This window comes from Sphingosinicella sp. LHD-64, from assembly GCF_031157375.1.
In the GTDB taxonomy this organism is placed as follows: Bacteria; Pseudomonadota; Alphaproteobacteria; order Sphingomonadales; family Sphingomonadaceae; genus Allosphingosinicella.
This window is the reverse complement of sequence record NZ_JAVIFV010000004.1, coordinates 314,385-332,251: the sequence shown is the minus strand read 5'-3', so window position 1 is coordinate 332,251 and position 17,867 is coordinate 314,385. Positions and strand designations below refer to the sequence as shown.

At 67.6% G+C, this 17,867-nt stretch carries 19 protein-coding genes; 8 read left to right on the top strand and 11 right to left on the bottom strand.

The window, feature by feature from the left end:
- Positions 1–101 precede the first annotated feature (101 nt).
- The 8 genes from RCO27_RS15105 to RCO27_RS15070 form a co-directional block, all read right to left on the bottom strand.
- A complete protein-coding gene (locus RCO27_RS15105) occupies positions 102–593 on the bottom strand; it encodes a hypothetical protein (protein ID WP_309003529.1) in 492 nt (163 codons plus the stop codon).
- A gap of 72 nt (positions 594–665) precedes the next feature.
- Positions 666–2,444, bottom strand: coding sequence for a putative porin (locus RCO27_RS15100; protein WP_309003528.1), 1,779 nt, complete (start codon positions 2,442–2,444; stop codon positions 666–668).
- A 49-nt stretch (positions 2,445–2,493) separates the two neighbouring features.
- Positions 2,494–3,168 (bottom strand): TonB-dependent receptor, encoded by a 675-nt coding sequence (locus RCO27_RS15095; RefSeq protein ID WP_309003527.1) that lies wholly within the window; start codon positions 3,166–3,168, stop codon positions 2,494–2,496.
- A gap of 301 nt (positions 3,169–3,469) precedes the next feature.
- Positions 3,470–3,886 (bottom strand): biopolymer transporter ExbD, encoded by a 417-nt coding sequence (locus tag RCO27_RS15090; RefSeq protein WP_309003526.1) that lies wholly within the window; start codon positions 3,884–3,886, stop codon positions 3,470–3,472.
- Positions 3,887–3,898: 12 nt separating this feature from the next.
- Positions 3,899–5,665, bottom strand: coding sequence for a DUF2341 domain-containing protein (locus RCO27_RS15085; protein ID WP_309003525.1), 1,767 nt, complete (start codon positions 5,663–5,665; stop codon positions 3,899–3,901).
- A gap of 2 nt (positions 5,666–5,667) precedes the next feature.
- The gene (locus tag RCO27_RS15080) at positions 5,668–7,278 is read right to left on the bottom strand and encodes a ShlB/FhaC/HecB family hemolysin secretion/activation protein (protein WP_309003524.1); all 1,611 of its coding nucleotides are present in this window, start codon (positions 7,276–7,278) and stop codon (positions 5,668–5,670) included.
- A gap of 368 nt (positions 7,279–7,646) precedes the next feature.
- Entirely contained in the window at positions 7,647–8,393 is a 747-nt protein-coding gene (locus RCO27_RS15075) for an AraC family transcriptional regulator (RefSeq protein WP_309003523.1), read from the bottom strand.
- Positions 8,390–8,671 carry a hypothetical protein gene (locus tag RCO27_RS15070; protein WP_309003522.1) on the bottom strand — a complete coding sequence of 94 codons (282 nt, stop codon included), beginning with the start codon at positions 8,669–8,671 and terminating at the stop codon, positions 8,390–8,392. The genes RCO27_RS15075 and RCO27_RS15070 overlap by 4 nt, the downstream gene beginning before the upstream one ends.
- A gap of 67 nt (positions 8,672–8,738) precedes the next feature.
- Between RCO27_RS15070 and RCO27_RS15065 the strand changes: the two genes are divergently transcribed.
- From RCO27_RS15065 to RCO27_RS15050, 4 genes are read left to right on the top strand one after another with little or no spacing between them, the layout of a single operon-like run.
- Complete coding sequence (locus tag RCO27_RS15065; RefSeq protein WP_309003521.1) at positions 8,739–9,407, top strand: energy transducer TonB; 669 nt, start codon at positions 8,739–8,741, stop codon at positions 9,405–9,407.
- Between the two features lie 6 nt (positions 9,408–9,413).
- Positions 9,414–10,181: a TonB C-terminal domain-containing protein gene (locus RCO27_RS15060; RefSeq protein ID WP_309003520.1), complete on the top strand. Its 768-nt coding sequence runs from the start codon at positions 9,414–9,416 to the stop codon at positions 10,179–10,181.
- A complete protein-coding gene (locus tag RCO27_RS15055; protein WP_309003519.1) occupies positions 10,175–10,720 on the top strand; it encodes an RNA polymerase sigma factor in 546 nt (181 codons plus the stop codon). Before RCO27_RS15060 ends, RCO27_RS15055 begins: the two co-directional genes overlap by 7 nt.
- Before the next feature lie 53 nt (positions 10,721–10,773).
- A complete protein-coding gene (locus RCO27_RS15050; RefSeq protein WP_309003518.1) occupies positions 10,774–11,709 on the top strand; it encodes a DUF4880 domain-containing protein in 936 nt (311 codons plus the stop codon).
- Positions 11,710–11,822: 113 nt separating this feature from the next.
- Here RCO27_RS15050 and RCO27_RS15045 read toward each other — a convergent pair whose 3' ends face one another.
- The gene (locus RCO27_RS15045) at positions 11,823–12,128 is read right to left on the bottom strand and encodes a hypothetical protein (RefSeq protein WP_309003517.1); all 306 of its coding nucleotides are present in this window, start codon (positions 12,126–12,128) and stop codon (positions 11,823–11,825) included.
- Positions 12,129–12,401: 273 nt separating this feature from the next.
- Here RCO27_RS15045 and RCO27_RS15040 point away from each other — a divergent pair, with 273 nt between their 5' ends.
- The 3 genes from RCO27_RS15040 to RCO27_RS15030 are packed head-to-tail and all read left to right on the top strand — an operon-like array spanning position 12,402 to position 15,316.
- Positions 12,402–12,920: a sigma-70 family RNA polymerase sigma factor gene (locus tag RCO27_RS15040; protein WP_309003516.1), complete on the top strand. Its 519-nt coding sequence runs from the start codon at positions 12,402–12,404 to the stop codon at positions 12,918–12,920.
- Positions 12,917–13,669, top strand: a complete 753-nt coding sequence (locus RCO27_RS15035; RefSeq protein ID WP_309003515.1) for an anti-sigma factor — start codon at positions 12,917–12,919, stop codon at positions 13,667–13,669. The genes RCO27_RS15040 and RCO27_RS15035 overlap by 4 nt, the downstream gene beginning before the upstream one ends.
- Positions 13,670–13,672: 3 nt before the next feature.
- The gene (locus RCO27_RS15030) at positions 13,673–15,316 is read left to right on the top strand and encodes a GMC family oxidoreductase (protein ID WP_309003514.1); all 1,644 of its coding nucleotides are present in this window, start codon (positions 13,673–13,675) and stop codon (positions 15,314–15,316) included.
- A 12-nt stretch (positions 15,317–15,328) separates the two neighbouring features.
- Here RCO27_RS15030 and RCO27_RS15025 read toward each other — a convergent pair whose 3' ends face one another.
- Positions 15,329–16,102 carry a phosphocholine cytidylyltransferase family protein gene (locus tag RCO27_RS15025; protein WP_309003513.1) on the bottom strand — a complete coding sequence of 258 codons (774 nt, stop codon included), beginning with the start codon at positions 16,100–16,102 and terminating at the stop codon, positions 15,329–15,331.
- The gene (locus tag RCO27_RS15020; protein WP_309003512.1) at positions 16,099–16,527 is read right to left on the bottom strand and encodes an HIT family protein; all 429 of its coding nucleotides are present in this window, start codon (positions 16,525–16,527) and stop codon (positions 16,099–16,101) included. Before RCO27_RS15020 ends, RCO27_RS15025 begins: the two co-directional genes overlap by 4 nt.
- A 492-nt stretch (positions 16,528–17,019) precedes the next feature.
- Here RCO27_RS15020 and RCO27_RS15015 point away from each other — a divergent pair, with 492 nt between their 5' ends.
- Complete coding sequence (locus RCO27_RS15015) at positions 17,020–17,706, top strand: TetR/AcrR family transcriptional regulator (RefSeq protein WP_309003511.1); 687 nt, start codon at positions 17,020–17,022, stop codon at positions 17,704–17,706.
- The last annotated feature ends 161 nt before the right edge of the window (positions 17,707–17,867 follow it).

Genomic DNA, 17,867 nt, shown 5'->3' with positions numbered 1-17,867 from the left:
GGACTCCAGAGCGCTGGCAGCCGGCGGTGCGGCCTGAACGTGGAAGGGCATTGAGACGCGGGCATGACGGGCACGCCGGTCCCATTGGCGGGTGGAGCAAGTCATCGGCGCGGCCCCATCGGACTGGACCAGGCAGGCGGAGCGGGGCGCTGCGGCCGGACCGCGACGCCGTAGTTCGTGCCGAGCCGCTGGCGGGTGGCCGCCTGGCTGGCGACGCCGGTCCGGATGTCGGGCGATCCCGCCCCGATGACCGGGGTTTCGATCGCGGCACGCGCCTGGGACTGGGCGACCCGCGCCGCATACTCAAGGCTTCGCGATGCGCATTCGAGATGCCCGGCGCGATAGCCGGCGATATCGACCATGACGCAGGGGCCGGGCGGGTCGTTCCCGCCGATCATGCCGTCGTGTGCAGGGTCCGGCTCCGCACGGACCCGGGACTTCAGCCGATCGGCATGGCCGTCCGCCGAGGCGCCCGCCTGCGCGCTTGCGACGCTGGCGATGGTGCAGGCGAGGATGACGGCCGCGGCGGCGCAGAGGAAGCTGCGCGGGGTTTGGGCCCGCCCGGGCAGGGATCCGGGCGGGCCCGGGCGCACGGCCCTGTCGCCGCGACCCGAATTCCGCAGCCAGCGTGCACAGAAGAGAAGCGTCGCGGTCGACATCCTGGCTCAGAACCGGGTGGTGAGATCGAGGAACAGCCGGTCGATCGAGAGCGGCGGCCCCGAGACTTCCTGGGACGACAGCCAGCGCGCGCCGATCGCGGTGTTGCGCCCGAACGCGTAGTTGCCGCCGATCACCCAGCCGCGCACATTCGTGCCGCCGAGGCCGAGGTCGGAGTCGGTGAAGGCATCGAGTACCGCGTCGGACGCGACGCGCCGATAGGCGAGGTTGACGCTCCAGTCGCCGGGGTCGGCGGTCCAGCCGGCGCCGATTCCCGGGCCCAGTTGCGCCAGCCCGAAATGGCCGATCGTGAGCCGGGCCTGCCAGCCGGTGTCGCCGCCGTCGAACTCGCCGCCGTCACCGAAGCTCGACGGATTGATCGCGCGGGCGGCGACGAGGCTGCGTTCGAAGCTCAGGTTCCGGACGAAGTCGCCCTCCAGCCGGACGCCGACCGGATCGAACAGGTTGAGGTCGACCGCGCCCCGCACGGAGAGCACGTCGAACTCGGAGGCGAGTCCGAAATACTGGACCTCCGGGCTCGTGCCCGGCGCCGCATTGGGATCGGGAATGATGTTCCGCAAGGGGAAGAGCGAGTTGCCGAACTGCTGGAAAGCGGGCCGCATCGCATCGGTGTCGCACACGTCCTGGAGGAACGAGCAGGGGGAGGACAGCTCGCCCTGGACGCGGTCGAAATGGAAAATGCCGACCGCAAGGCGCGCCGAGACATCGTCGTTGGGGCGGTACTCGATCCCCGCCTGGGCGGCGGCCAGCCAGCGATCCTTGGAGCTGAACGCGCCGGCGTCGCGGGAGCCGAAATTGAAGTCGGTGTTGAAGATCGGAAAGGCGCCGATGGTGCCGAACAGCGAGAATCCGTTCGCGATCGCGCCGCGCCCCGAAACGGCGACGCCGTCGAAGTTCAGGTCCTCGTCGAACAGGACCTCGCTCGTCCAGAACGGATTGCCGAACCGGCCGAACAGCGCGCTCGTCCCGCCGGGCAAGGCGAACCTGATATTGGCGCGGTCCACCCACAACGCATATTTGCCGAACTCGCCGTCGCTGCCGAGCGTCTGGTTGGTCGAGACCGGCGAGCTGTCGTTGCCGGTGGCGAGGCGCAGCTCGGCGCTGATCCCCTCGTCGATGCGGATGCCGATGCCGAGCCTGGCGCGGATGCGGGCGCGGCGGCGATCCTCGGTCGTGTTGAGATAGGGCGGATTGACATAGCCCGGCGAGCCCTGCGCCACGTCGAAGCCCGACCCACTGTTGATCGCGGCGAAATTCGGGAAATCCGGATAGTTGCCGCCGACCTGGAGGCCGGTGCCGGAATCGAAGATCGGCTCCTCGAAGAACGCGCCCTCGCCGCGCAGGCGGATGTCGCCGGAAAGGGTGATGCGCCGCGTCCATTCGGGCGTCTCGCCGGGGCGGGACCAGCCCTCGGCCTGGGCCTGCTGGCCGAGCTCGGCGCGCACCTGGCTCACGATCTGCTCGCGCACGACGTCGGGGACATAGGGGATGGTCTGCACGCCGTCGGCGCCGACGCCGCCGGGAGGCACGGGCGGCAATGCCTGCGCCTGCTGCGGCGCCGCGGCGACCGCCTCGGCGATCATCGCATCGGCTTCCTCACGGCTGACGAGGCCGCGCCGGACCATGATCTCGAGCAGGCGATTGGGATCGACCTGCGGCCGCGCCGATGCCTCCTGACCGAGCGCCGGCGCAGCGACGAAGGCGAGGCCCGCGACGCAGGCCATCAGCGCGGGCTTGAGACGGTGACGGATGGAGAGCTGGGTCATTCGTATTTCCCCCTGGGAGTTGAAGCGCCGGTGAGCTGGGCCATGAGCATCAGGCTCCCGAGCGGGCATTGAGTTCGATCCGCATCGGCGGCAGGCCGGCGGGCGGACGTCGCGAGAGCTGCAGGCCGGTCAGGATCTGCCGAAGCCGCGCGTCGCGCCGGGCCTCGCCCGAGCTGTCGACGACGCTGACATCCGAGATGCGGCCCTGCGCATCGACCGCGACCAAAAGGCGCACCGTGTAGCGGCCGCGCGCCAGCGAGCGATCCGACTGGGCAGCAAGGCGGATGGCCGAGAGCGCGACGCTGGCATAAGCGGCAAACCCGTTGTCTCCGCCGGCGGGACGGCTGCCGATGCGGGTGCCCGAGCCGTCGCCGCGCTGCAGGCCGTAATTGGAAGGTCCCGCACCTTCGCGGGCGGTGAGCGCGCTGTCGCGGGCCGTGGGTTCGGCCGACTGCGCTTCGGGCGGCGGCGGCGTATCGACCGGTTCCTCGAGCGGCGGCGCCTCGGTGGGCTCGGGCGGCGTTTCCTGCTCGATCGGCTCCGGCTCCGGCGGCGGCGGTGGCGGCGGGGGCAGGATCACCCGCGTCGTCTTCATCTCATTGGGACGCTGGGAGATTTGCTCGGTCGGCCACAGGAACATCGCGATCAGCGTCAGTCCCGCGAGACCGCCGAGGACCAGCCACCCGGAGGACTGCCGGGTGCGCCTGCGGCTGCCGAAGCTCATCGTTCCCCCCAAGGGAGCGTGCTGGGCCTGCGCCATCAGCCGATCCCCTGCAGCGCGTCGATCCGATCGATATCCGCGTCATCCGTGCGTGCAGAGCGAGAAGCCGGGTCGCGTGTTCGGGCGTTGACGCCGGCAAGGCCGGTCGCGCCGAAGCGACCGCGCCGGACAGCCACAAGGCGATGGCGATCAGCAGCACCAGGGCCAGCCAGCGCCATGGACGGAACCGTCGCCTGCGAAAACTGATGCGGGACCTGCGCAGGCGCTGCATGGACCTGGCCGTCCTTTGATCGGGCGCGCCGCATCACGCGGCCCCCGGCGGACGGGTCGAGGCCATGCCGAGGCTCGGCACGCCGACCTTCGAGCACAGGTCCAGAACCTGCATGATGCGGTCATACTGGACCGCGCGGTCGCCGCGCAGGATCACCGCCAGGTCCGGAGTGGCGGCGATGCTGGTGCGCAGTTCCGTTTCCAGCTCGCTGAGCGAGACGGGCACCGCATCAATCGAAACGGCGCCGTCGTTCGACACCGCGATCACCCGCGACTTGTTCTGGTCGAGCGTCCTGGCCGATGACGCCGAAGGAAGGTCGACGTTGATGCCCTGCACCGCGGCCGTGGTGAGCAGGATGAAGATGATGAGGAGCACCAGCATCACGTCGATCATCGGCGTGACGTTGATCTCGTTGTACGGCTTGTCCTCGTCGCCGAGCTGGATCGCCATCGGTCGCGCTCCCTACTCGGCCGCAATGGCGGTTTCAGGGAGACTGCGACCGCCGGCGGGACCGTCATTGTCCTGCCACGTCTCGGCGATGCGCTTTTCCAGCTCGTCGGCGAAAATCTGGTTGCGCGCCGTGATCTTCTTCTGGCGCGCGAGCAGATGGTTGTAGCCGAACATGGCCGGGATCGCGACGATGAGGCCGGCCACCGTGGCGAGCAGCGCCGCCGCGATGCCGGGCGCAATGGCATTGATGTTGACCTCGCCGGCGGCCGCGACCGAGGCGAAGGTGATCATCACGCCGAGCACCGTACCGGCGAGGCCGATGAACGGGCCGCCGGAGATCGCGTTGGTGAGCAGGCCGAGCCGGTCCTGCAGCTTCTGGGACTGGAGCACCTGTTCGGCATCGAGCGCGGAGCGGATCGCCGCGATCGACTGGGCACGGATCGCGAAGCGCGAGCCCGATACGCGGCCTTCCCTCAGCCGCTCGGACAGCTCGCGACGGCCGACCTGGTAGAGCTGGCCAAGCGTCGAATGGGCCGCGCCCGCGCCGGGATCGAAGGCCGGCAAGCCGTCGTGATCGCCGCTTCGCCGAGCCTGCTGGTTATAGGCCTCGATGAAGTCGTCGTTGGCGGTCTCGATCCGCGAGAACAGTCCGATCTTCGAGACCAGCACCCACATCGCGAGCGCGAACATCACCACGAGGATCGCGATCACGGCCCAGGCGTCGATGGTGAGCGCGCCGAACAGGATGCCGAGATAGCCGTGGCCGCTGCCGGTCTCGACCTGCTCGGCCGTGTCGGCGCTGACCAGGCGGGCCCCCTGGCCCTCGCTTGCCGCCGCCAGCTGGAAGACCGCCTGCGGCAGGGCGGTGCCGGCGACGCGCAGCTCGTCGACCTCGCCGGCAAAGCCGAGTCCGAGCTGCGGGGCCGCGGTGGCGGCGCCGAGCGCGCCGGCGACGTCGCCAGCCGGCTGGCCGCCGATGTAGAGCGCGGTGCGCTGGCCATCATGCACCAGCGCGACATGCGCCCAGGCGCCGTTCGCAAGTGGCGCGCCCTCCGAACGGGCACCGCCCTGATCGATGAAGAGCTGGCCACCTTCGGCCTCGAGGCTCAACGCGCCGGGCAGTGCGAACAAGGTACCGTCGCTGCCGGGTCTCACCCAGAAGCTCACCGACAGCGGACCGGACGCGAAGGCGGAAGCCGGCAGCGTGACCGGCGCCGTGCCGTCGAGGACGAGGCTGCCGCCGATCAGGCCGCCCGCGTTGCGGCCTTCGCCGCCGCTGGCATTGGCGCCGTTGGCCGTGGCGTCACGCGGCGCGCCGTCATTGTCGAAATGGTAGACCAGCCGATAATCGGGCGCGAAGGTGCCGGCGACATCCTGGCCGTTCGCGGCGGCCTGATTGCCATAATAGGCATAAATGGCCGAGGTCTGGCCCGGCTGAAGACCCTGCGCGTCGACCCAGACCAGCGCCTGCTCCTCCTGCGGCGACCAGCGCTCGACGTGGAACTTGAGCGGCGTGCGGTCATCGCCCGCGACGAAGCGCAGGTCCGATCCGTCCGGCTTCACGTCGGCGAAGCTGAAATTGCCCGAGTGGAGCCGGACCAGCACCGGCGCCCGCGCGACTTCGCCGGTCACGCCGGCGGCCTGCATGTTGAGGTTGATCCGGGTGCGGTAGGCGAAGTCGCTTTCCCACCAGGCCAAAGCCGGCGCGGCGGCGGTCATGGCGGTCGCGGCCAGCAGGAGACCGGCCACACCTTTCTTGAAGCGTGAAGATCGAGTCATGTCTAGAATTCCCCCCAGATGCGGAAGCGGGCGAAGAGGTCGCCGGACCCGGAGTCAGGCCCGGAAAGGAGCGGCACGCCGACGTCGAGCGCGCCGTTGAAGAAGTCGAGGAGCCGCACGCGGGCGCCGAGGCCCGTGCTCATCAGCGATTCGCGGCGGGTCTGGCCGGGCAGCGCGCGGTGGATGCCGGCGAAGCCGGAATCGACAAAGGCGTGCAGCCGCAGGGAGTTGAGGCTGCCGGTGCCGCCGAACAGCTCGGGGCTGCGCAGCTCGGTCTGGAGCGCGAAACCCCAGTCTCCCATCATCTCGGATTCGAAATAGCCGCGCACGCTGGACATGCCGCCGAGCGAGAACTGCTCGTTCGAGATCAGCGGATCGGGCGACCACTGGCCGGTGAAACGGCTGTAGAACTGGAGCCCGGCGGGGATGTCCCCGGTGTGGCTCGCGTCCAGCTTGGCGGCGAAGAAGCTGGGCCGGGCCTGGAAGCGCTTGTCCAGGAAGCGCTCCAGTCCATCGCCGATCCCGCGGATTCCGAACACCGCCGTCAGCGTCAGATCGCTCTGGCTGCCGTCACCCGTCCAGTCGCCGCGCCAGGCCGCGGTGAAGGGAAAATATTCGATCGGAACCGAATCGCGGTCGGCGCCGAGGATCACGTCCTCGCCGAAATCCTTCCAGTCCACGCCGGCGGTGAGCGAGTGATAGAAGCCCTCGCGACTGCCGAGCGAGCGGATCAGCCGCGCGCCGAAGATGTTGCCGCGGCCGATGACGCTGGTGCCGCCGACCACGGCGATGTCGCTGTCGGAATGGACGCCGTAGAGCAGCAGCTGCGTGCCCGTGCCGAGCCGGGTCAGATAGTTGCCGGAAAAGACGATACCGTCCTCGGGGCGCTCGGGCGGGATCTGCACGGAGAGCGAAAGGGAATCCCCTCTGCCCCACAGATTGTCGTGGCGCAGCGTCCCCGAAGCACGCAGCTCCGACGTCGCCGCCGAGCTGAAATTGTTGAGTTCGGCCAAGGCGTGAAAGGGCGACGTCTCTTCCACGCCGAGCAGGACGTCCAGCGTGCCCGGCGCCACGCCGGCGCGCAGCTCCGGCGTTACGCGGCGGCTGGGGATTTGGTTCATCGCGACGACGTCGCGCTGGAACTCCGTCAGGTTCGGCGTCTGTCCGGGCGCCAAAGAGGGTGCCTGGGCCCGGATCGCATCCGGGTCGTGTGCGCCTTCGACGAGCACCTGTCCAATCGCCTGCGGCTGGACCTCGAGCATGAGGATGCCGCCCTCTACCGATTGCTCGGGGATGAAGACGGATACCGCGACATAGCCGGCGTCCTCGAATGCCTTCTGCAAGGCGGCGCGCGCCGCCTCGACGTCCTCCGACGTCCGCCCTGGCCCCATGAACGGATAGACCGCCCGCTCGACGGCATTCGGCGCCAGGATGGTGTTGCCGCGTACCTGGAAGGCGCGGATGTCGAACCGCGTGGCCGGCTCGGGCGCCGGGCCGGCCGCGGATAGTTGGGACCCGTCCGCCGCGCCTTGCCGTGACGCCGCAGCTTCCTGTGCATGAGCGGGCGGAGCACCGGAAAGCGCTGCGAGGAGCGCGGCTCCGCCTGTGGTCATGCGGACGCGATTGCGTTGAAACATTGAACCCCCAAGCTCGATGCCGGCCGCCCGGCTTGCATGGCAGCGCAGCATTTGCTGACGGGGCGCCTTTGCCACGCGATTTCAGGAGCTGCCAAGCATCAATAGCACATAGATTGCACTGAATTGCGCTTCTTCCGGTTTAGACCGGATAGTATGTAAGTTGTGTGACGATCGCTGCTGCTATATCGACCGACATGATCGCCGAATCTCGATATGATATTCGAGATTCGAATAGGAGAATTACTGGTGATACTATGGACAATATAAATCCATTCTCTCAGATTACTTATCTGAGCGATAGAATTTATTATAAACCTCTCGAGCGAGAGGATTGTTCAGTTGCGCTAGCCGTTAAACGCGCGCGCGCGTGTCCGGCTCGGCGTCTCGCCAAAGCGCTCCTGATAAAGCCGGGTCAGGCGACCCGACGGATCGAACCCCGCCACCGCCGCGAGCCGACCGATCGACCGGCTTTCGGTGGGGCTGCGAAGCTGTGCGTTGAACCAGTCGAGACGAATCTCGCGGCTGAGACCGGCGACGGTCGTGCCAAGACAGGCCCTGAAATTGCGCCTGAGCGTCGCGGCCGTCACGCCCGCGATCGGAACGAGATCGTCCACGTTCCAGACTCTTTGCGGATGGGCGTGCATGTGCGTCGCGGCGCGGTGGACCGAGCCTGCGATCGGGAAGACCAGGTCGCGATCCTGGCCGGTGCAAACGGCTTCGACCAGGCTTTCGATCGTCTCCAACTCCTTGCACCGGCCATCGCCACGCATTGCGGCGCGCGCAAAACCGGCGGGATCGACGACAGGTCGCCCGTCCGGGCCAGTCATCGGCAACCACACGAAGCCGCGATCGATGAAGGCAAGGCGCCGGGGTGCGCCCAACCGGCGCGAAGCCACGGCCTGGATGGCAGGGCGCGGGATTCGCAGCAGCAGCGCCGAAGCCTCCGCAGAGCAGAGGCATTCGCTGCGCCCGGGCCGGGCAAGGAGGATTGCCGATCCCGCCCCGATCTCGCGCCCGCCGCCCTCGCTGCCCGCGACGATCGTGCCCTGAAGAGATGCGACGACATGCACGAACGCCTCGGTCGTCGTCACGGCAGCAATGCTCTCGCGGTGAGCCAGCTGGAGTCGTGCGGCGCTTTCATCCCATTTCGCAGCAAGCGACGATGCCACGGCACATGGCGCAGCCGGCGCGGTTCCGCGTCGAATCCCGCCCGGCGGCGATCGGTGATCGCCGGCTGCTGCGGCTTGCGCTTCGAAGGCGTCGGGCGTGACGTACATCTCTTTGCTCCCGGTCCAAGGACCAACGTCGCGCGATCGAACGAAACACTTTTTTCATCGCCGCCATTTTCTTGGTGGATGCGGACGCTCAACCGTGCGGCGACATGTCATGAAGCCGCGACAAATGGATCCTAGGACCTCGGGCCTGGTGACAAAGGCATGACAGCGGTGATGGGTGAAGGTCCGGCTTCCCGGCTGACGGCGCTGCTTGTCTCGGGGTCGCTGCATCTCGCGGCGGGCTGGCTTCTCTTTCTGATGTTCGAGGATGGCATGCCGCTGCGGGGAACCGCGCGCGCCGACGGCGGCACCGTCCTGATGGTCGAGCTGCTGCCACTTGAGCCCCGGGGCACCGCAGGCCAATCCGATTCGCCGGCCGGAAAACAGGACCGCAACAGTCGGCCGTCGCAGCCGCCGACTCCACCAAAAACCGGCGATCAGCTTGTCGAGCCGTTGGCCCGCGCCGCCGGTGCCCCGGCAGGGGGACAGGCCGTTGCCGTTCAGAGAATTGGCGACATCCGTGAAATGGCGGACCTCTCCAATGCCGAGATGCTCGCCTATCGACAGCGGCTTGCCTCCCACCTGGCGCGTTACCGGGCCTATCCGGCAGCGGCCCGCGTGGCCGGCCACGAGGGGATCGTCACGATCCGCTTTGTCATGACGGGCCAGGGGGTCGTGCTGGATGCCTGGGTCGAGACCACCTCGGGCATCGCCGAGATCGACCGGGAGGCCCTGGCGTCGGTGCGGCGCGCCCAGCCGCTGCCGCCCTTCCCGCCGAGCTGGCCGGGAAGGCTCGACGTCAGCCTGCCGATCGTCTTCCGGCTCGGATAGGACGAGATGGGACCCCGCGGGACATCGCTCTCCTGGTGGCGCCTGCTTCCCGCCCTCGCGTCGGGCCTTGTCGCCATTCTGGTTGCGCCCCCCGCCGCCGGGCAGGATGCGCCCGGGATCGACGAACGCCGCTATGTCATTGCGGCGCAGCCGCTGGCCGGCGCTCTGGCCGAGTTCGCCACGATCAGCGGAGTCGACATTCTCTATCCGCAAAGCCTCGCGCGCGGCCGTCGTTCCACTGCGATCGATGGAACCTATGGCGCGCCGCTCGCGCTCGGCACGATCCTGCGGGGCACGGGCCTTTCCGCCCACTTCACGCGGCCGACGGCTGCGGTCATCTACGTCTCGGGCGCACCGGTTGCGACCTCGCCGCCGTCTCCGGGCGCGAGCGGCTCTGCGACGCTGCGCCTGGACATGGCCGAAGTGCGGGCGCCGCTGATGATCGGATCACGCGACCGTGCCGCCCGCGACCGCTACGCCCGGGCGGTCCAGGTCGAGCTGCGCGCGATCCTGCAGTCCGAAGGCGGCTATGAGGGCCGGTCATCGCGTGTCGAAATCGCAGTGGCGATCGACCGTCGTGGCCGCATTCAGGATGTCGTCCTGGTCCGCTCGAGCGGAGAGCAGGCGTGGGACGACCATGTCCGGCAGGTGCTCGGCGGGCGTGTCCTGTCGCAGGCGCCTCCAGTCGACCTTGTCGAAGAAATGCGATTCGCGGTCGAAACCGACCGCTTGTCCGATCGAGGCGCGAGGAGCGGCAGGGGGCCCCGATGGTGAAATCGACCCGCGCGCTGCTGCGCACCTCGCTGGCCGAGCACTATACGCAGCTGCGTGATCGCCTCACCGCGCGGCTCGGCTCGAAGGACCTTGCAGGCGAAGCCCTGCACGAAACCTGGCTCAAGCTGCACGACGGCGCGGACCTTGCGCCTGTCGACGATCCTCACGCCTATCTCTATCGCGCCGCCCTGAACACCGCATCACACCTCGCTGCGTCCAGCCGACGTGTCCTTGGGACCGGCGAGATCGACGAGATCATGAACATTGCGGACGACGCGCCCGATCCCGAGCGTATCGCGATCGGGCGCAGCGAACTGGCACATGTCTGGAAGGTTCTGGGCGAGCTGACTCCGCGCCAGCGGCATATATTCATCGAGTGCTTCACCGGCACCGCCAGCCACGCCGAGCTGGCCGAGCACCATGGTGTCGGTGTCCGCATGATCCAGATCGACTTGCGGGATGCGATTTTGCATTGCGTGCGGCGCACGCGACGAAAAAATCCTTTCGTTCGCGGTGCCTCGCGCGTGTCGGTTCGATAGGGGATTGGGGGGAGAATGGACGGGTTCATACGCGCATGGAATCGGTTGCCACGATGACCGGAAAGCTCGACCGGGACGATGGGCTCGACGGCCTGCTCGTCGAAGCGGCCGACTGGCTGGTCCGCCTGACCTCGCGCGAGGCCACCACGGAGGATGCGCGGCAGCTCGAGGAATGGCGCGCCCTGAGCCCCGAGCATGAGGCGGCGTTCCGGGAGATTGCCGGGGTACGAAATTATGCGCGGGTCGCGCACCGCACCAGGCCCCCGATCAACCGCCGTGCGGTGCTGACAGGCGCGGGCGCCGGCGCTGCGGCGCTGTTCGCCGGCTTGGGCCTGGCGCGCCCCCCGCTGGGCCTCTGGCCGTCCCTGGCCGAGCTGATGGCCGATCACCGCACCGCGGTCGGCGGGCGGTTCGCGTTCGCTCCCGCGGCCGGTGTCGACGTGGAGATGAGCTCACGCACCAGTGTCTCGGTCATCGATGGCGGCCAGGGCATAAGCCTGATCGGCGGCGAGGCGTTCATATCGGCGGCGGCGCAGCGGCAACCGTTTGTCATTGGGGCTGAGCCGGTCAGGCTGGCGGTCAGCGATGCACAACTCAATGTTCAGGTGCTGGCGTCGATGACACGCATATCCTGCGTCGCTGGCGTGGTGACCTGCGAGACGGCCGACGGGAGTACGCAACTGAGTGCCAACGAGGCGCTGACGATCGGCGCAGGCGGGGTTGTCCGCCGTGCGCGCATCGACGGCCGGCGTGCGATCGCCTGGCGACGAGGTCTGCTCATCTTCGAAGGAACTCCGCTTTCCGAGGTGGTCGACCAGATCAACCTCTACCGCGAGGGTCGCGTCATTCTCGACGACGCGTCGCTCGGTGCCCTGCCGGTGAACGCGGTGTTCCATACCGGTCAGATCCAGAATGCGGTATCGCAAATCGAGCTGCTTCTGGGTTTGCGGGCGCGCCGGATTGCGGGGGGAGTCGTACTGCTAGGCTGAGCGGTTTGCCATGCTCATTCTCCTCGCATTGTGGGTGTCCGGCACAAACGCATGGGCCCAACCGAGGTGTCCGCATTTTGGGAAATTCTTGTCTTCCGTGGCTCGCCTCGGCCCTAGCCGAGAACGCAGTGCAGCGCGTCGGCGCTTTCATCGAGCGCCTGCAGCCTCGCGGCATAGCCGCCAATCTCGACTGGTGATGCGGTGACGCCGCTGTCGATCGCAGCGGGAGGGCGCCGAGGAAACCTTCCGGTTCGGGCTCTGACCCGGACCACCTGCCGCCTCAGTCGAGGCCGAACCCGTTCCGGCTGGTCGAGGCGGACCACGCGATAGGCATCCGTCAGTGCCCCAGCCAGCGGGCGGCCGATATTGCCCGCGGCGCCCGTAATGAGCACAATCGGCTTGGGATCCCCGTCACTCATGGCCCGCCAGACCCGCCTTCCCCAGGCTACGATCCATGGGAAAGATGCGAAGCACATGGTGACGTCAAATTCTAAGTAAAAGGCACGGTGGGTAGCGCGAATCGATCAAATGTGCACCGCGCCACGACCGACTTATTTGTCGCCGGATCCTCGTAAGGTAGCGGGTACGATGTTCACTGGCCAATACGTCGGCGCGATGCGTGGAATGGCACGCGTGCGGTCAAGCGGTTATTCGACGAGGAATAGAATGTCGTTGCGGGGCGTATGTCAGATATGGCGTCTTCCGACCGGCTTGACGTAGAACCGCATATTGCGGGGCTGCTGCGCTATGCTCGTTCGCTCACGCGCGATCCCGTCGCGGCCGATGACCTGGTGCAGGAGGCGCTGCTGCGCGCGTTCGAGCGCGCCGAGAGCTATGATCGCTCTCGTCCCTTGAGGACCTGGCTGTTTGCGATCCTTCACAACGAATTCATCAATGCGGGCCGCCAGCGCAAGGCGGAGGAGCGGCGCGACAGCGCTCTGGCAAGCGCGCGGGTCGACGAGGTCGACGCCGACCAGGAACTGTCCGCCTATCTCGCCCAGATCGCACGCCGATTTGACGGCCTGCCCGAGCCGCAACGTGCGGTGCTCCATCTGGTCGCGGTCGAAGGGCTTGGCTATCGCGAAACGGCCGAGGCGCTGGATATTGCGATCGGGACGGTGATGTCCCGCCTGAGCCGCGCGCGTGCGGCGCTGCGAGAAGCCGAACGGCCAGTTGCCGCCAACCTGCATGTGGTCGGGAGCGAGGAATGACCCCAGATATCTGTGTAGCCGAACTGGAAGCCTATCTCGACGGCGAACTCGACCTTATCCGACGGTTCGCAGTCGAGGCCTATCTCGCCGATCGGCCGGCGGAAGCTGCCCGCATGATGGCAGACTTGCGGACAAGGACGGCGCTGCGCCTGCTGCAACGCCCTTCGCGCGAGGCGACGCCTGCCACCGGCGCTGCCGCCTTGCGGCTGACCCGCCGGCTGCGCGCTCGCCCGACGCGCTGGCGGCGGCTGTCGCGGGCCGCCCGGATCGTGGCGCCGACGGCGGCGGCGCTGTCGATGATCTGGCTGCTCACCCCGATCGAGACCGAGGCCCGGCCGCCCGAATATGTTTCGGAAGCGATGATGGCCTATCAGACATCATTGCTGCGCGCCCGCATGGCCTCCCAGCCGGAGAGCCTGGTCCTCGATATCGACGAGATCCTGCGCGCGACGCGCATCCACATTCCGCCTCTGCCGTCCGGGTGGGAGGTGACCGACGTTCAGGTCTTTCCGTCAGAGGAGGGTCCAGCTCTCCAGATCATGCTGCGCACCAGAACCGAACAGTCGCTGGCGCTGTTCGCGGTTCGCACCGCCCATGAGGCACCGCTGTCGCCCGAAGCGATCGGGCGCGGCGCGGAATCTGTCGCCTATTGGCGCAAGGACGACATCGCGTTCGCACTTGTCGGCAGCGGCGATCCGGTGATGATCGACGGCATCGCCGAACATTTCGTCCTGGGGCAGACGAGCTGAGCAATGATCATCGACTGCGCGCGCGAGTCCCCGGACCGGTTGAGCGGAGACGTGGTGATCATCGGCGCAGGCGCGGCCGGGATCACGCTCGCAAGGCGGCTCGCGCAAACCGGGCTCCACGTCGTCCTACTCGAGAGTGGCGGCCTCGACTATGATGCCGAAACTGCCGACCTCAATCACGGCGGCAGCATCGGCCTGCCCTACTATCCGCTCGACCATGCCCGGCTGCGTTTCTTCGGCGGCACGACGGCGATCTGGGGCGGACGCTGCGCGGAGCTTGCGCCGATCGACTTTATAACCCGTCCCTGGGTCCCCTATTCGGGCTGGCCGATCAATTATGAGGATCTGGAGCCTTATTATCGCGCCGCCCGCCACGTGTTCGGCCTGCCCGAGGACCCGATCGTGGCGGATGCCGTGCGCGAGGCCGGGGTGCCGCTCCCACGTTTCGCCGACGACGAACTGGCGACGCCGCTATGGTCGTTCGACGGCATGTTCGACCGTTTCTCGTTCGCACGCTGTGCCGACCTTGCCGCGCATCCGCGCTGCACGATCGCGCTCCATGCCAATGTCTGCGAGATCGTGGCAGCGCCTTCGGCGCGCGCCGTCGCCCGGCTCAAGGGGCGCACCCCCGCTGGACGCGCGCTCGAGGTCACCGGACGCCACTATGTGCTGGCCGCCGGCGGCATCGAGAATCCGCGCCTCCTGCTTGCGTCGCGCTCGGTCATGTCCGACGGTCTCGGCAACGCCCATGACCAGGTCGGCCGCTACTTCATGGAGCATCCACATGCGCGCGGCGGCCGGATCGTTGGCACCCACGCATGGCCGCTCTTCGCTGCCTTCGCCAAGAGGACGATCGGGCCGTTCACGATCGCGCCGCTGATCACGCCCTCGCCTGCGCTGCAGGAGCGCGCCGGCCTGCTCAACACCTCGCTCACGATCGCGCCGCGTCGGCCGGCAACCGGCAAGGAGGCCTGGGCAATGCGCGCCTATCTCCACGCAAAGGAGAAACGCGCGCCAAACAAGTTCGGCCGCTCGCTTTGGAAGTTGACCAAGCGCAGCATCGGTTGGCTCCAGCAACGTACCGATCCGCTGCGACCCTGGCTGCTCCACCGGCTGGGCCGGCTCGACGTGGCCCTGGTCGTACGCGGCGAGCAGGCGCCCAATCCGGACAGCCGGATCACACTCGGGGAAGGACATGATGCGTTTGGCATGCCGCGGGTGGTGCTGGACTGGCGGACGAGCGCGCTCGATGTCGAGAGCGTCTGGGGTCTGGTTGCCGCCCTTGGGCGGGAGACGCAGCGACTCGGGCTCGGCACCGTCGCATCCGAGCCCTGGCTCTCTGACCCGTCGCGCGCCTGGAAGTTCGATTCTTTGATCAGCGCCCATCCGATTGGCGGCTATCATCATATGGGAACGACGCGCATGTCGGCCGATCCGGCCAAGGGCGTCACGGATGGCGACTGCCGGGTCCATGGCCTCGACAATCTCTACGTCGCGGGCAGCTCACTCTTCACGACCTCGGGCTGGGCCAATCCGACCCTGACGATCGTCGCGCTGGCCCTACGGCTGGCCGATCATCTGACTGATCGGGCGGGTGCAGCGCGTCGCCCTGCCGCCGCGCCGATCCCACCCGCAACGTCCCTTTGATTGCGAGCCCGCTTATGCTGCGGCGCGCGCATCCCAGCGGGCGCAGAGCCGCTGTGCCGCTTCATAGTCCGCCTGAAAGTCGATCTCCGCCCATTCAAAGCCCTCGATCGACACCGTGCGCACCGAAGTCTCGTCGGCGAGCCGGTCGATCGCGCGCAGGTACCAACTCGCCATGCCATCGGGCGCACGGATCGCCCGCTCGACCATGTCGACGAACTGGCTGCGTCCTGTCCTTTGGAATGCAAGCAGTCCGATCGACTCGCCAGTGGTCTGCTGTTGCGGCAGGGTCTTGCCGATGCGCAGCAGCCGACCGCTCGCGTCGAGCACCTTCATGTCGTCGGCATCATAATGCGCCTTGCGATCGATGGCGACATTGATCGCCCCGCTCGCACCTGCGAGGACGTGGGCGACAAGTTCGGCGGTCACCAGCGTGTCGCCATTGAGCAGCAAAATGTCCGCGTCAAACTCGCGGCGTGCGATCCACACCGAGCCGAGATTGTCTGCGACATGGTAGAAGGGATTGTAGAGTGTGCGCACCCGGCTGCGCGAGTGCGGCCGTGCCGCGATGGTGGCCTCGACCAGGTCGTCGCGAAAGCCGGTGACCACCACGATCTCGCCGATCCCGGCGCCTTCGAGCGCGTCGAGCTGGCGCTCGAGAAGCGATTTGCCGCCAAGCTCAAGCAGGCATTTCGGACGCTCCGCAGTCAGCGGCAGCAGCCGCGAACCATTGCCTGCGCTGAGCACGAGCGCCTTGCTGATCATCCCCCCGGATGCATCGACACTCATGCCCAGGCGTCCTTGAGCCGCTGCACAAGGTCGGCCCGCGTACCCTCGTCGAGCGCGATGGCCGGCGCAAGCTGGGGCGCCTTGGGCCAGCCATGATCGGCAATCGCGAGGCCGTTCAGCTGCCGCACTCCGGCATAGCGCGGGATAACGTGGAAGTGGACATGGGGATCCACCATCATCAGCATGAGATAGTTGATCTTCTCATAGGCGATCGTCCGCGCGAGCGCTGACTCGACATCGCTGACAACGCGGCCGAGCTCGGCAAAGGCCGCCGCGGGAAGCGCCGAGAAGGCGCGCTCATCGCTGGTCGCCGCGATCACAAGACTGCCGAGGGTGGGCTGCTCGGGTCGCAGCAGCACGACCCAGTGCGGATAACCGGCGATGAGCGCGCCGGGATAGCCGAAACGTTCAATGGTGCTGTTCATCTATTCTGCCTCAAGCGGACCATCACGCTGCCAGAGGGCGCGCGAGGCGCGGGCAAACTGCGCCGCCGGCGCGGCAAGACACGCACGCCCGCCCGGCCACTCCAATCGGAGCGAACGCCGTCGCCTCCCGCGCCCTGCTGGGGTGGATTGCGCATACAGGGACGTACGTGCCGGCTCGTCGAATTATTCCCGTAATCCCTGGCACCAGCGTGTTCCTCGCTTCGTCCGAACGACATGGGCTTGTTCCGACCCCGGCGAAGATCGTCGGCGTCGCCTGGCTCGCGTTAAAACCGCCGTCGTTCAGCCTGGTCGCATCCGGCGAGGATCGGCAGGTCGCGGCCAAGGCGCCACCGGAGGTGGCAACTGCTTAAGGCGTGGCGCTCTCGACCTTGCACCGAGCTCAGCTCTGGTAGCAGCTCAGGCACTTTCTCTTGTCCGGGATAGACGGTCGGTTTGTAATTCGAACCGGGAGCGAATGATCGAATGCCGCGCATGGTGAAGCATCCGGAGGTTCGCAGGGGCGAGCTGCTCGACTGCGCCCAGGCGTTGTTTCTCGAACGCGGCTACGAGCGCACGACGATCAACGACATTATCGGGAAAGCCGGCGTTTCGAAGGGCGGCTTCTATCACCACTTCTCGTCCAAGGAGGAGATGCTGGAAGCGCTGGCCGCCCGGTTTGCAGAAGCGGCCGTGGCGTCCGTCCAGGCCGCGCTGGAGACACCGGACCTCGCCGCGCTCTTCCGATTGAACGCGTTCCTCGCCCAGGCACGGCATATGAAGGTCGAGGATGCGCCGCAGCTGCGCGCGATGTTCGACGTCGTCTTCAAGCCCGAGAACCTCGTTCTCTACCATCGGCTCAACGCGGCCGTCGTCGCAGTGATGACGCCAGTGCTTGTGCGCATCATCGCTCAGGGCAAGGAAGAGGGCGTGTTCAACGTGCCGGATGCGCAGGCGGCCGCAGAGATCGTGCTGCAGCTCGGCGCCAGCACGCATGACGCTGTGGCGCGCGCGATCGCGGCGTCGGGCACACCGGAGGAAAAGGCGGCGGCGGACGCGCTGGAAGAGCGGCTGCGGTTCCAGGGCCTGGCCATCGACCGCATTCTTGGATTGCCCGACGGAAGCATCCTCTTCGTCGAGCCCGGCTCCGCCCAGGTCGTAATGGCCGCGCCGCGACCTTAGGATGACGTGCCGCTCGTCTGAGCGGTGGAAGACCTTCGCTGAAGGGGTGGCCGGTCCGGTGACGCATCAGACCGCACCGGAAGTCTGATACTATCTGCCTTGCCGGGTGTGGAGCCGCGCCTCCTCAGTGCATCGGGCGTCCCCGTCCGCGTCGATCTCGT